At 46.1% G+C, this 13881-nt stretch carries 19 protein-coding genes; all 19 read left to right on the top strand.

All coding sequences use genetic code 11. The annotated features are described in order from the left end of the window. Positions 1 to 32: 32 nt before the first annotated feature. The 19 genes from MKY63_RS18555 (at position 33) to MKY63_RS18465 (ending at position 13881) form a co-directional block, all read left to right on the top strand. The gene (locus MKY63_RS18555) at positions 33 to 1022 is read left to right on the top strand and encodes a DUF3991 domain-containing protein (RefSeq protein WP_076222725.1); all 990 of its coding nucleotides are present in this window, start codon (positions 33 to 35) and stop codon (positions 1020 to 1022) included. 198 nt (positions 1023 to 1220) lie between these two features. Beyond that, positions 1221 to 1703, top strand: coding sequence for a ribbon-helix-helix protein, CopG family (locus tag MKY63_RS18550; RefSeq protein ID WP_081386843.1), 483 nt, complete (start codon positions 1221 to 1223; stop codon positions 1701 to 1703). Beyond that, a complete protein-coding gene (mobP3, locus tag MKY63_RS18545) occupies positions 1684 to 2919 on the top strand; it encodes a MobP3 family relaxase (RefSeq protein WP_076222729.1) in 1236 nt (411 codons plus the stop codon). Before MKY63_RS18550 ends, mobP3 begins: the two co-directional genes overlap by 20 nt. Positions 2920 to 2954: 35 nt before the next feature. Beyond that, complete coding sequence (locus tag MKY63_RS18540; RefSeq protein WP_179087727.1) at positions 2955 to 3122, top strand: hypothetical protein; 168 nt, start codon at positions 2955 to 2957, stop codon at positions 3120 to 3122. Next, positions 3109 to 3759, top strand: coding sequence for a hypothetical protein (locus tag MKY63_RS18535; protein ID WP_076222731.1), 651 nt, complete (start codon positions 3109 to 3111; stop codon positions 3757 to 3759). Before MKY63_RS18540 ends, MKY63_RS18535 begins: the two co-directional genes overlap by 14 nt. 23 nt (positions 3760 to 3782) lie before the next feature. Next, a complete protein-coding gene (locus MKY63_RS18530; RefSeq protein WP_076222733.1) occupies positions 3783 to 4490 on the top strand; it encodes a hypothetical protein in 708 nt (235 codons plus the stop codon). A gap of 33 nt (positions 4491 to 4523) precedes the next feature. Beyond that, a complete protein-coding gene (locus MKY63_RS18525; RefSeq protein WP_076222736.1) occupies positions 4524 to 5363 on the top strand; it encodes a hypothetical protein in 840 nt (279 codons plus the stop codon). Continuing rightward, the gene (locus MKY63_RS18520; RefSeq protein WP_076222738.1) at positions 5360 to 5875 is read left to right on the top strand and encodes a hypothetical protein; all 516 of its coding nucleotides are present in this window, start codon (positions 5360 to 5362) and stop codon (positions 5873 to 5875) included. Before MKY63_RS18525 ends, MKY63_RS18520 begins: the two co-directional genes overlap by 4 nt. Then, positions 5832 to 7382: a type IV secretory system conjugative DNA transfer family protein gene (locus tag MKY63_RS18515; protein WP_081386844.1), complete on the top strand. Its 1551-nt coding sequence runs from the start codon at positions 5832 to 5834 to the stop codon at positions 7380 to 7382. Before MKY63_RS18520 ends, MKY63_RS18515 begins: the two co-directional genes overlap by 44 nt. Further along, positions 7319 to 7774 (top strand): hypothetical protein, encoded by a 456-nt coding sequence (locus MKY63_RS18510; RefSeq protein WP_256716987.1) that lies wholly within the window; start codon positions 7319 to 7321, stop codon positions 7772 to 7774. The genes MKY63_RS18515 and MKY63_RS18510 overlap by 64 nt, the downstream gene beginning before the upstream one ends. Before the next feature lie 65 nt (positions 7775 to 7839). Continuing rightward, entirely contained in the window at positions 7840 to 8070 is a 231-nt protein-coding gene (locus MKY63_RS18505) for a DUF6133 family protein (RefSeq protein ID WP_076222740.1), read from the top strand. A 54-nt stretch (positions 8071 to 8124) separates the two neighbouring features. After that, complete coding sequence (locus MKY63_RS18500) at positions 8125 to 8961, top strand: conjugal transfer protein TrbL family protein (RefSeq protein WP_076222742.1); 837 nt, start codon at positions 8125 to 8127, stop codon at positions 8959 to 8961. Positions 8962 to 8965: 4 nt separating this feature from the next. Then, complete coding sequence (locus MKY63_RS18495; RefSeq protein ID WP_076222744.1) at positions 8966 to 9175, top strand: mercury transporter; 210 nt, start codon at positions 8966 to 8968, stop codon at positions 9173 to 9175. A 10-nt stretch (positions 9176 to 9185) separates the two neighbouring features. Continuing rightward, positions 9186 to 9524, top strand: coding sequence for a hypothetical protein (locus MKY63_RS18490; RefSeq protein ID WP_076222746.1), 339 nt, complete (start codon positions 9186 to 9188; stop codon positions 9522 to 9524). Continuing rightward, positions 9521 to 9961, top strand: coding sequence for an A24 family peptidase (locus MKY63_RS18485; protein WP_179087728.1), 441 nt, complete (start codon positions 9521 to 9523; stop codon positions 9959 to 9961). The genes MKY63_RS18490 and MKY63_RS18485 overlap by 4 nt, the downstream gene beginning before the upstream one ends. A gap of 27 nt (positions 9962 to 9988) precedes the next feature. Continuing rightward, complete coding sequence (gene cpaB / locus MKY63_RS18480; RefSeq protein ID WP_076222750.1) at positions 9989 to 10741, top strand: Flp pilus assembly protein CpaB; 753 nt, start codon at positions 9989 to 9991, stop codon at positions 10739 to 10741. After that, positions 10734 to 11600: a hypothetical protein gene (locus MKY63_RS18475; RefSeq protein WP_076222752.1), complete on the top strand. Its 867-nt coding sequence runs from the start codon at positions 10734 to 10736 to the stop codon at positions 11598 to 11600. Before cpaB ends, MKY63_RS18475 begins: the two co-directional genes overlap by 8 nt. Then, entirely contained in the window at positions 11597 to 12946 is a 1350-nt protein-coding gene (locus MKY63_RS18470; protein WP_076222754.1) for a CpaF/VirB11 family protein, read from the top strand. Before MKY63_RS18475 ends, MKY63_RS18470 begins: the two co-directional genes overlap by 4 nt. After that, the gene (locus MKY63_RS18465) at positions 12943 to 13881 is read left to right on the top strand and encodes a hypothetical protein (RefSeq protein WP_076222756.1); all 939 of its coding nucleotides are present in this window, start codon (positions 12943 to 12945) and stop codon (positions 13879 to 13881) included. The genes MKY63_RS18470 and MKY63_RS18465 overlap by 4 nt, the downstream gene beginning before the upstream one ends.

Here is a 13881-nt window from a genome sequence, read left to right as displayed (position 1 = left end):
GATTCCAAATCATATTTAAAAAAGGGGTAAATATGAAAAACAATCTCTTTTCAGATAAAAATCAAATCATCCAAGCCAGTATCACGAACCTAGTACAATTCGCCAAATCCAATGGTTACACTCTCGAAAACGGAGGCCGCCGCGCACTTCACGCGGAGCAAAGTGGCGGTCTTTACTTTTTCAAAGACAGCAATAAGTACTATCACTTTTCCACTGATACCCACGGCGGCCCAATTGACTTTGTAATGCAATTCTGGAATATGAATTTCAAAGAAGCTGTAGCTTTTCTGCTGGAGAGCGAAATCCCACGCTTCACTCCTCTGCTCCATTCTCCTCAAACAGCCGGCCAACTCACCCTTCCAGACAAGGCATCCAACTATAGGCGAGTCGCTTGGTATCTCGTACACGTTCGAGGAATTGACTCCGAAATCATGTCCCAACTCATGCACGATAAAAAGCTTTACCAGCAATCCAAAACCGGAAACTGTGTTTTCATCGGATACGATCCTGATGGAATTCCTAAGTACTGTTCGATGAGAGGTTGCAACCCTAATCGCCCTTTTAAGCAGGATCGAATACATTCAGATAAAAGCTACCCCTTTCTCATTCCTGGTAGCAACAACAGTTCGCGGGTTTACGTATGTGAAAGCCCCATCGACGCCATGAGTCATGCCACCCTTACCAAGCTGAAGGGGCTGGACTGGCGAGAAGATCATCGAATTTCTCTCGGCTGTTTATCAGATAATGCCTTAGAGCGCTTCCTATCCCAACACACTATTCATGAAATCATCTTTTGCTTAGACAACGACTATAACGCCACTTATCGCGATGGCAGCCCGGCTCCCAATTGGGGACAAGAGGCTGCCTTTAAATTTGCCCATAAGTATGATGAGTTAGGATATCAGACCAGTATCCAGACGCCACATAATAAAGATTTCAATCTAGATCTGGTTTCTATGCGTCAGCCCACAACCGAAGCGGAATCACCTATTCATGAGGAGGATTGTGATTATGAACTATAGACTTTTTTCTCATTGGATAAAAGAACTGCCGTCCCACCACCAGAGGGCACCGCCCGATGGTGGTGGTGTAAAGGCAGGAATAGCAAAATGTCATTTTGCGAGAAAACAGCGTGGAAGCAGAGCTCCCACCGACATTTTTAGTGATTTTCACCCGGCAAACGAATGTCACTTAAGTACATCAAAGGGAAGGAGAGACCATTGGCACAAGCTGAGAAAACCGTACAGATCACCGTCAAGCTCCCAAAGAAACAATATGAAGCGTTGAAAAAGTACGCGGCCACCAAGCATCTCAGTATGTCAGATATCGTACGTGCCTTTATTCAAAAGGGGATGTCTGTAGATGCCTATACCGAAGAGATTGATTTCATCACTACTATTATCCGCCAGGAGATCACCATTGCCATCAATGGTTTGAGCAACCGGTTAGCCGGACTGGCTAGCAAAGACCTCATCATGTCCGCCGCCTCTTATTACTCCACCATTGCTATCATTGCGGATTTAATAGATGTGAATCGTTATACAACTTTTCGGGAGATTGAGAAGAAGGCTCGGCAGCTTGCAGTGGAATACATGAAGATGAAGCTCACTGATGTGGAGAAGCTATTCCTCTCCGGTGATGGTTTTGAGCAGGATGCTGAGCGACTGCGCGGAGGCGATATCGATGTCGGCTCTGATCTATAAGCAACGCTTCTTCCATCCCAATAAGCCCAAAACTGCAGTCAGCAATTACTGTCATATTGGTTATATCGCCACCCGCCCAGGTGCAGTTCGGCATGATGCGAAAAACCATGGTCTATTCGGAAAACTAAAGCCCGGCGAGATGCAGATATTTGATTCCTGGCAAGAAGTCGCACGAACTGTCCGAGATATTTCGCAGCAAGGCAAAAACATGTTTCGTGGCATTATTTCTTTCCGCAGAGAAACTGCAATGGAACTAGGACTATCAAACTTCACAGTATGGCAGCAGTATATCGAGCAGCACATTGCCACACTTGCAGCCCAAAACCAGATTAAAACAGAGAACCTTTGTTGGGCTGCCGCCTTTCATAACGAAATAGATCATCCTCATCTTCATGTAGTATTTTGGGATAAGAAACAAGAAATCATGAAGAACTTCACTTCCCCCGAAATCCCCAATCGTATTCGCAAACAGCTGATTAAAGACACGTTCGCTTATAAAATCAAACAATTTATTGCCAAGCGGGATCAGGCCAAATCTGGAGTATCCGAAATTACCGATCAATTGGTAGCAGAATTTGAGAACTATCTGAAGCAGTTGAATCCAAAAGCATTTCGAGCATTCCAGCAGCGGTTCGAAATTGACGATGAAGACTCTCTTCTCCTCTTTCCTAAACATCATTTGGTGGAGCCCTCTTCTGTCAAGAAGTTGGCTGAACAGCTTTTTCAATTGCGTCAACAAATGCCGAAATCCGGACGACTTGCGTACAAGCTGTTGCCTCCTGAATCGAAAACACTGCTGGATAAGTTTGTACAGAACATCTTGCAAGAGAATCGCTATCTGGCTCAGATGGTAGATGATTACGTTGAGGCAAAAATGAACCTGGCCATGCTTTATGATTCTAATCCAAATCATTTGAACAGGCAGCGTGCGAAGTATCAAGCTGAAGCAGAGAAACGTATCGCCAACCGCATCCTCTCCACAGTTCGTACCATCATCCAGCTTGAGAAGGATGTCAATTATAATACCAAACAAGCTAATTGGCAGTATGCCATGACAGAGCAATTAGTGCTTGAGCTGCTTAACCTGATGGAAGGTTTGACGATGAATGCCCAAATGGATTACGACGACAAAAGCAAGCTAATGGGCGGTGACTTATCGAAGCAGGCTAAGAAAGAATGGCTTCTTCGGAATAAGGATAAAGGATTCGATAGGTAAAGTGAGTCTCCAACCACTTTGAAAGGAATGATCAAATGTTTTTTACCAATGGAAAGCTGCAATCGTTTGAGAAACTGATGCGTCAAACACCACGGAAACATCGACCACCTTCAGAAGACAAACCGAATCAACAACCTCAAGTAATTCCTTCTCAGGAGAGTCCATCTCAGCTCAAGGAGCAATCGGCCAGTGGAGATCAATAATCGAATGAAAGAGGTGCTGGAAGCAGAACTCTCCCGTTTGGGTTTGAATATCCAGCGTGAATCATCTTCTATTCTCTCCGTTCTTCAAAAGAACGACCCTATCGCATTTATTCATCAGAATGGTGAAATTCATTATCCAGCTAATGCCGAAGCTGAACTCGCTCACCAGATACCGAGCATTGTCGGAAAGGTCTGGGAGATAGAGCATAGCTATCGTAATGCTACCCAACTTGGAATCTCCAGTTTGAGCAGTTACCGCAGTATGCTGGAATATAACCATCATGTATTAGCAGGCCGTTACGATGGGGACGGTGAGTTTCGCTTTGTTACCTGGGAGATGAACAGCGAGCGGACTGGATTTGCCATGGGGCATTATTTTTATCGCAACGAGTATGAGAAAGCAAAGGATGATTTTCTAATGCGGAGTGGATTACTCGACAAGGGTAGATTGTTTGAAACCGATCAGCTTAGTTCGCTTTACGCTGCCCTTCTCTATCGTAGTATTAATGATTCCACACTTGGGTATAACGAAAAGCAATCCGTTGACCATCTTCTACAGAAAATCGAGTCATTGACTCCCCCTTCTCCCAGTCTCCTCTATTCCCAAATACAAGCCGAAATGGATCACGAACAGTAGCCTTCTTGAAAGGTGGTCCTCAAATGAAAAGTAAAAGCGAATTTTATAAAAACTTCTTTGCTGCCCTATCCTTGCAAGGGATTGAGGTTCGGCGTTCCACATCCGCGGACTATTTAGCAGATTTGTATCTGAAGGATCAGATCATTGCCTTTTATACACGGATGGATAGCATTGAACGCAATCCTTTTGTCACTGTCCCGGATCGGCTTATGAGCAGCATTTCAGACCTGGCACGAAAAACAGCCCTGCAGCTGGGTGTTTGTACCGAAAAGCCATACACCGATAAGGATGAGAAGATCACAAACGGTGTCTACAAGCTTAGTGAATACGGGGATGTCATTCTTGCTTGCAAACATCATCCTCTATTCGAATATGTGTTTTCGACCTACCGTCTTGCTCCAGAGAATGGAATACCGGTACAACGCCAATATTTTTATGACAGAAATGAAGCAATGGAGAACTTTGCAGTCCGCAGCGGCCTGGTAGATGGTAAGAAACTATTCAGCGAGAATGAGCTTATTCTCATTCATGATGAGATGGTCAAATTCCTTATCAGTCCCAATGACAAGACGATGGACCAATTCGAACAGGTCCAGATCCTGATTGACCGGTTGGAGGAACTACTGCCCGAGCTTAAAGATCGGGAAATCCAGCTGAATTACGAGCAAGAATTTAGTCATGATTTTGACGGTAACTCGGAGACGCTCGAAATTACCGAAGAAGGTCGGTAACAACTCATATTTATTATAGAAGGAAGTGAGTCCATGCCTCAGCCTGAAAGCTCGATATGGGGGAATATTTTGACCTGCGCGGAAATTGGCCTGCATGTGTACGGCATGATGGCCGAACACAATAGCGGCATTGTTGTGGATGCTGATTATGCCAAAGAAGTACTCAGTGAAGAAGCGTTGCAAGCTGGAGAGTCACAAGGTGATCATATCTATTTCGACGATGCCAAAAGTATCATCCCTTCCTATGAACTGCTCAAGAAGGATGCAATTACGGATCCGGAATTCAAAGAATGGTGCGGCTCGCCAGAAAAACTGGCCCAGGATGGAGAGTTTTTTGCTCCGGAGTATTTTGGTGGAATGACCCCACCAGCAACTACACCTTGGGGAGACATTACGGAAAGCCAAGAGTTCTACAATGGTATTTCCATGGTGAATCATGACGGAGAGTGGGCACTCGCTATACATCAAACGATCGCAAAACACTGTCTGTCGGAGATGGCACAGGAAGTAGCAGCTGGTCAAATAAACTATCTCTTTTATCCACTCGATGCTTGCTCTATTCCGGTTTATGAATTGTCCGCTTCTCACCCCGCTGTACTGGAACAAATTATAAACGAGGATAGTTTGCTGCACACCTTATGTGAGGACCATCCCGTATATGTAACGATGCATAATCTTCATGTTGAAGAATGGAGCCGTATTTATGATCAGCCGGCACCCAGATCACTCTTTCTACAAATACAGCTAGATCAGGAAGCTCGCTTTCCTGCTACAGAACAATATGATAACTTCCCACAATCCCCTCAAGACTCTATCTCCCTGAGAGAACGGCCTGATAATTTTTTTGAACCCACAGAGGAGCCTGAGTGGTGAAAACGAAACAAAAGCTGCTGCTTTGCACGCTTTTAATAACCATCGGTTCCATCTTTAATCTTTTCTTCTCTACGGCCCTGCATGGTGCCTTATCCGGTTCAACTTCAACTCTCACTGTCCCCTCCCTAAATACAAGCCTAGGTAGTCTTATTTCTAGCAGAGTTCACTTTCTGCTCTTTCTTTGTCTTCAAGGATTTACTCTACTCCTGTCCGCTCTCTTTATCGCCTCCAATAACCGGCCTTATCAAAGCAAACTGAAGCAAATTGCACCCGGGATTGAAACACCTGTGGTGGTGGGACAAAATCAGCATGGTTCTGCACGTTGGCTGCTAGAAGAGGAATGGTCTCATACCTTCGACTGCGAATTGCTCGATCTGCATCATCCCTATATTCGCCAATTGATTCAATCCGGTTACGACGACCTGCATTTCCGACGAACCGATCTGAAGGAGGACTTTCACCGTGAGAATGCTTCATCCGAAGTCTATTCCGAAAGTGAACACTGCGATTAACCATCCTCGCCGAGCTGCAGCACCACCTCTGATCCAATCGGGTGGTATTGTCCTAGGATTACAACAAGCACGAAACCAGGAGCGTCTTTTCTTTATAGGGGACGATGTTCATTCTCTCTGTATCGGCGCGACGCGCAGCGGGAAATCTCGAACAGTGGTCCTTCAATCCATCGGACTCTTGGCATTAGCCGGAGAGTCATTGGTTATCTCTGATCCGAAAGCAGAGCTATTTCATTATAGTAGCGTCCTGCTGGAGAAGCTGGGTTACGAAGTATTTACTCTCGATTTCCGCCATCCTGAAAAGAGCCACCATTACAATCTGCTTCAGCCTATCATTGACGCGACGCTGGCTGGAGACCAAGAGCAAGCAGAAATGCTCGCTTGGGACATGACGAACGTGCTGGTAGGCAAAGCTCAGGGTGAAAAAATCTGGACCAACGGAGAAATGTCGGTCATCGCCGCCTCGATCCTCAGTGTCGTGTGGGATAACGTCAAGCGCCCGGAGTTTCAAAATATGACTAATGTCTACTGGTTTCTAGCGGAGATGAACAAACAAATCGGTAACAAAACACCGATGCAGGAGTACATTAAGCGGTTGCCTCAGAACCATCCTGCTCGGGCTCTGCTCAGCATCTCCGACATTGCTCCCTCCCGCACCAAAGGTAGTTTCTATACCTCAGCGTTGACCACATTGCGCCTCTTCACCTCCAAATCCATTTATGCCATCACTCACAAAAGCGACTTTTCTTTAGCCGACATCGGCAATAAGAAACAGGCGCTTTTTATTATCCTCCCTGATGAGAAGACAACCTTTTATCCTGTGGCTTCGCTTATGGTATCCCAGTTGTACGAACTGTTAACTACCGAAGCAGACAAACGTGGAGGACGCTTAAAACAACGGGTCAATTTTATCCTTGATGAGTTTGGTAACTTTACGCCCATTGCCGATTTCACAAATAAGTTGACGGTCGGCGGAGGGCGTGGAATGCGCTTTAACCTATTTCTACAGAGTTTCGAACAATTGAAAGAAAAATACGACGACCATGTAGCCAATACGATCAAATCCAATTGTCAGACCTGGATATATCTGCAGGCTGACGATTTAGAGACGCTGCGGGAAGTCAGCGAGAAGCTCGGAACATATACAACGTCCAGTTACCAACTTTCTGCATCGCATGGCAAATATTCGACGCCCAGCACTTCACACAGCTTAAACCTGCTTGAGCGCAAGTTGTTAACGGTAGATGAGGTGCACCGTGTCTCACGCCCTTATCAGATTGTACTTTCTCGTTCTCATCCCGCAATGATGTATTCTCCCGATTTATCCTCCTGGGCATTTAACGCAATGATGGGCCTTGGAGACAAGGAGCACAATCGCCAAGTAAGGGAAGAACGAGAAATGCGGCGAATCGTACGAACGAATACGAATGAGGAGGTGAAACTTTGGAACATTTGGATCTACTATCAGAAAGATATCACCCGGCAGATGGCCGAACATCGGCAATAAGCAGCCGCTCAAAGCGAATTCTTTCCTCCGGGTTCAGACGACGATTAAGGTCAGGCCGCTTCTCTTCGGTTATACGAACTGCAGCAGCCTTACTATTTACGCTTTACTACAATTGGGTTGAATCCACATCCGTTTATGCTTCCGGCGACATTAAAGGTAGCAAGCTGGTGACTGGGACCGAGAAATTAATCGGCGATGTGACAACTTGGCTGATGATTCTGGCTCCGGTAGTATCCGGTTTACTCATTGTTTATTTTAGTATCCGGCGCTCTGCCGCTGATGAGATGGATACCAAAAAGTGGAACAACCGTATCATTGTTGCCATTGTATCCTGCATTGGTGCGGTACTCGGCGCAGCCACCCTTAATATCATTATTGGCTACTACAAGTAAAAAGAGCTTGCTGACCATAGCAGGCTCTTTTCTATGCTCACATTGAATTCTGGAGGTTATGAATAATGAAAAAATGGATGCAGGTTGTACCGAAGAAATTCGCTCACATGAGGAGCAATGCAAAGACAGTAATTAGCAACCATAGCGGGGAAGGTTTCGTGGATACGGCTGTAAAGATCCTGATGGCGGTTGTAATTGGTGCACTAGTGCTAGGCGGTCTGTATCTGCTGTTTGAAGGAACCATCCTGCCCACACTTACTCAGCGTATCAAGGAAATGTTCAACTACAAAGGTTAAGCAGCCTTCAGAGGAAGCGGCGGTCACGCCGCTTCTTTTAGAAAGGAGGAACAGATGGAGAAGATCTTACTGCTGCTCGTCGTTGCTCTGCTTAACGGGGCGCTAATCTATATGGACACCTTGTTAAAAGACATCCTTCCCATCTCCTTATATGCAGAGAAATACATGACCCTCACAACTGGCACGAATCTACTGGAAAGCTTGTACGATATTTTGTTTGGCTTTGGAGTTGCAGTGATGATTCTCAAATTTCTGAAAAAGGGCTTTGAGATTTATGTACTGTGGACCGATGGGGATCCGGATGAAGAACCGCTGTTTCTACTGACCAATTTTTTCAGGGCAATGGCTGTTGCCATTTGTTTCCCCACCATCTATACCTGGATCGGTCAAATGGTCGAAGAGCTAACCAATCAGTTAATGGTCGTCATCGGACAATCGACCGACTACAACTGGCAGGCATGGGTTAACAGTATCAGCTCACTCGGACTTGTGACCGCACTATTCGGATTGGTCTTCGTGGTTTGTTTCTTCATCCTGTATTTCCAGTTTCTCATGCGCGGACTCGAAATGTTCATCCTTCGTGTTGGTATTCCGCTAGCCTGCGCTGGATTACTGGATAATGACCGTGGTGTGTTCCGTGCCTATACCCAGAAATTCATGCAATCCATGTTGACGGTAGTCATTCAAATCGCTTTAGCCAAATTAGGTGTGGGGTTGATGTTGCAATCCCATGTCTTCTGGGGACTAGCCTGTATGATGCTCGCGATCAAGACACCACGTTTCCTCTCCGATTTCTTGATTACATCAGGTGGCGGTGGCGGGGTTGTAAACAATGTCTATCACTCCGTCAAACTCTTAGGGATGGCCCGCAAAATGACGAAGGCCGGGTGAGTGAATGGATACATTGGAGGAGTTGGCACAAGCTCTTATCGCCTTAATCCGTCTTGGCTGCGCCTGTCGCTTGGTGTATTGCATGGTACGTCTGGCTGGAGCTGATGATGAAGCGGCGAAATACAAGAAACGCAGCCGGAACGTAGTACTGTTTTACATTCTTGCCGAAAGCATCTGGCAGGTAAAGGATATCATTTTGTTCTATTACCAATAGGAGGTCTGAGATGAATCAAGAATCGCAAACGTTATATATTCCGATGGGCGTGAAGCCAGAAGCCGAATGGTTTCCCGGTTTTGGCAAACAGCAATTAGGTCAGGCTTTTATCAGTTCATTGCTCACTGTACTTCTGGCGCTATTACTCTGGTTGATCAATGGCAGCGTGCCGATGGCCTTGGTTACTTTCTTAACCGGCGTTTCCGCCTCAGTGATGATGACCACGAAAGACCGAAATAATCTGTCCGTTCTCGATCAAGTACGCTTTATGGTTCGCTTTGCCAAAAGCCAAAAGGTATACCCCTACAGAAGTCTACCTGAATGGCCGTGGCAGGAGGAGCAACCTTGAGTCTGTCCCTAAATATCATCCTTCTGAAAGGTTTACTTCTCACCTTGCTCCTGGCTTGTGCCAGCATTCAAGATGTGAAAACTCGCGAGATTCCTGATTCTCTTTCCGTAGCTATTACCGCTCTAGGATTCATTCACTTCTCTCCTCTTTTCTCCTTATCTGGGATGCTCCTAACTGGCTTACCGTACTTTGTTGCCGCTGTGCTCTCTAAAGGTAAGCTCGGAGGCGGTGATATCAAACTCATGGCAGCCTGTGGCTTTGTGCTAGGTCCAGTAGGTGGCACCATTCAAAGCATCATTGGGTTAACACTAGTTCTATTCACTGCTGTAGCAATTGGTTTTAAAACCGGGTACCAATCTGCTAAACAAACGTCTCTGCCACTGGCACCCTTTTTATCTGCCGGTGGCCTTTTTGCATTTATCATGCTCCAACTCTAAACCCTTCCTCAGGAGGTCTTGTCTTTTATGCGCAGATTTAAAAATCGTTCTGTATTAGGAGCAGCTTGTATTCTACTCTCTCTCATCATTTGTTTTGGTATTGCACCACTCTTAAACCGTTCAGCCAGCGATACCACTCAAATCATCCGTATTACCAAGGATGTTGCCAAAGGCTCGATAATTCAGTCAGAACAGGTAGAAACCGTCGAGGTAGGAAAGCTCCACTTGCCTGAATCTGTTCTCAAAGCAACGGAGGCTGTTGTTGGACAATATGCGGCGGTGGATCTCAAAAGCGGCGACTATTTGCTCCCTGCCAAGTTATCTGCTGTTCCACTAGATGCTTACCTCGATCGACTGGATGGGCACAAACAAGCCTTGTCCGTCACAATTAAAAGCCTTGCAGCAGGATTATCCGGGAAACTTCAACCTGGAGATATAGTGACCCTAATCGCTTCGGATTGCGGAGAAATGCGTACGACTACGATGCCTCCAGAGTTGCAGTATGTTGAAATATTAGCTGTCACTGCAAGCAGTGGGTTGGACGCGCAAACAGGAAATAACGGCTCCACTAAAGACGACGATGAGGACAATGAACTCCCTTCAACCTTAACGCTACTCGTTCAACCAGAGCAGGCTCAGCTTTTAGCCGACCTTGAGAATAAAGCCAAACTGCATACGTCCCTCGTATACCGCGGCGACCCTGTAACTGCCAAATCTTTTACCGACAAACAAGATGCTTACTTTACAGCTCAGTTAAAGAAAGGGGATGCCGATGAGTAATAAACCATTGATCGCTGTTTGGGGCAATCCCGGTAGCGGCAAGACCGTAACAACGATCAAGCTGGCTAAAGCCTTTGCCGCTAAAAAGAAAAATGTTCTGATTCTTTGCTGCGATGCCCTTTGCCCTTCCGCTTCCACAATCCTGCCGCAAGCCGCCAAGCAACAACTATCCCTAGGCGAACTGCTCAGTCTGCCTGCACTAACTCAAGAAGAATTACTACGGTTTGCTCTACCACTGGATGGTTCTCCTCATATTGCTCTGCTTGGATACAAAAAAGGGGACACCGCTTTTACGTATGCTTCTTACGATAGAGAACGTACTGTCGATCTCCTAACGTTAGCAAGACATCTGGCAGATGTGATATTGGTTGATTGCTCCAGCTATCTGTCCGCCGATCCTCTTTCCACGGTAGCCCTAGAACTGGCCGATACCGTCTACCGGTTACACAGTTGTGAGCTGAAAAGCCTGATGTTCTATGCTTCCTATTTGCCACTGTTGACGGATATACGTTTTCGCCATTCTTTGAATGTTTCTGTACTATCCAATGTTAAAGCAGGGCAAGACGAACGGGAATACAGTCAAGTTTTCGGAGGTATTGAGGTAACCCTTCCCTATGTGACTGAGCTAGAGCAACAAACGTCAGATGCACGGCTGCTCGATGATTTGGCTAGCAAAGAAGCAAAGACATATCTCAGTCGCGTTGAACATTTAATTCAACTGGCTTTACCGGAAGAACATCAGCACATTGCGAAATCAAAAGATAAATCTTCTACAATTTCAACCCGTAATGCGACGATCTTAAATCTCCTCGATTGGCTGAAATCATTCCTTCCAAAGCATCGAGGTGATGGTCAATGAATCAAGCTTCTTCTCTATTTTTCACTGCGAATCAGTCTAAGTCCTTTGCGGATGTGCTAAAGGAAGTTCAAACTTATCTTTCTGGGAAATACGCTACACTGATGAGCCGCCACCCTGAGGAACAAAAACAGCAAATCATTTCCTATATGAGTCAATATCTAACCGACCAACGGCTACATGTGCCTGGACTGACATTCGATGAACTAATCAATCGACTGTATGCCGAGATGGTGGAGTATTCCTTTTTAACCCGTTACCTTTTTTCAAGAGATGTCGAAGAAATCAATATCAACAGCTACAATGACGTGAAAATCAGCTATACGGATGGACGCATACTCCCAGCTGAAGAACAGTTTTCTTCTCCAGAGCATGCGGTGGATGTCATCCGGCGGCTACTGCACCAGTCTGGAATGATCCTGGACTATTCTCAGCCCATTGTCCGGGGCCATCTGGCCAACAATATTCGCATTACCGTGTTCGGTGCTCCCATTACAGATAAAGATAAAGGGATTGCTGCCTCCATACGGATCATTAACCCGCAGAAGCTAGCCCGAGAGGATTTTATTCAGAATGAAACAGCGACCGCAGAAATGCTGGACTTCCTTTGCATCTGTCTAAGGTATGGGTTATCCATGTGCGTCACTGGAGCCACCGGCAGCGGGAAAACAACCTTGATGAGCTGGCTGCTCTCTACGATCCCCTATGACAAACGTATCTTCACTATTGAAAATGATTGCCGTGAGTTTGATCTGGTCATTACCGACGAAAACGGCCGCGTTCTGAACAATGTGGTGCATACGGTGACACGCTCCAGCGAAGATCCCCGCCAGCATATCGATCAGGAAAAGTTATTGGAATTTGCGCTGACTGCCAACCCGGATATTATTTGCGTCGGGGAAATGAAATCGGCTGAAGCTTTTGCCTCTCAAGAAGCAGCTCGAACCGGTCATACCGTGATTACCACTACCCATGCGAATTCTTGTTTTGCTACCTACTACCGGATGGTGACGCTCTGTACCCAAAAATATGATATGAATGATCAGACCCTGTACAACCTGGTAACAGAAGCTTTTCCACTCATTTTGTTTGTGAAGAAACTTGAGGACAATACCCGCAGGATGATGGAAATCACAGAATGCTGCATACTCCCAGATGGTCAGCGTGTCATTCATACGCTATTCCGGTTTGCCGTCCATGCTACTTACGAAGAAGCCGGCCGTATTTGCATCGACGGCGCTTATGAGAAGGTTAGTGACATTTCCATCGGCCTACAGAAACGGTTGCTCGAAAACGGTTTGCCCTTGTCCTCATTGCAACGTTTGTTATCTGGAGGTGAAGCCTCATGACGTTTATGCTGCTGTTAGCCTCTATCGGTTTAACTGCAGGCTGCATGTTGATCCTTCAACTCACTCCTTACACATTAGCCCAAGAACTCTCCGAACTACTCTCCCACTTGTCTATTCGAAATCCATCATTAGCAAAACGGATCCGGGCTGTTCAGCACCCAAAGAAACTTAAAGGCTGGCGTGCTACAGTACATGAAGCCCGAGCCATTCTAGAACAGACGGGTCATAGTCAACGGTTTGGTTTGCTTATCGCCGGTTCCCTATCCTTAGCAATTATAGGAGCTATGCTAGCAATCCTCATGAACAACTTGTGGTTGTTGCCCGTAATGGCTGGGGGATTTGCCCTACTCCCTTTTTGGGGTGTCTTATTCAGCTCTACATTCTACAAGAAGCGGCTTGGTAGTGAACTAGAAACGGCTCTCTCCGTCATTACCACCTCCTACCTGCGTAACGAGAATATTCTGGCAGCGATTGAAGAAAATCTCCCTTACTTGAATCCTCCCGTAGCAGACGTATTTCAAGCGTTCCTAGCCGAAACGAAGCTGATTCATGCCAACCTCAGGCTAGCAACTCAACAGCTTAAAGGCCGAATTAATAACACTGTTTTTCAAGAGTGGTGTGATGCCCTGATTGCCTGTCAGGATGACCGAACGTTGAAATCCACACTCATGCCCATTGTCGCCAAGTTGTCCGATATGCGCGTTGTCTCGGCGGAGCTTGACTATTTGCTCTATGAGCCCTTAAAAGAATTTCTGACCATGGCTATTCTACTCGTCGGCAATATTCCCTTACTTTATTTTCTGAATCGCGACTGGTTCCATACATTGACTACCAGCACTCCTGGGCATATCGTGCTTTCAATCTGCGCATTGGCATTGTTTGTCTCACTGGCAGCAGTGATCCGGCTTACACGTCCTCTGGAATACAAACGGTAA

Source organism: Paenibacillus sp. FSL R7-0189 (assembly GCF_037969925.1).
In the GTDB taxonomy this organism is placed as follows: domain Bacteria; phylum Bacillota; class Bacilli; order Paenibacillales; family Paenibacillaceae; genus Paenibacillus_AQ; species Paenibacillus_AQ odorifer.
This window is presented reverse-complemented; position numbering and strand designations above follow the sequence as displayed.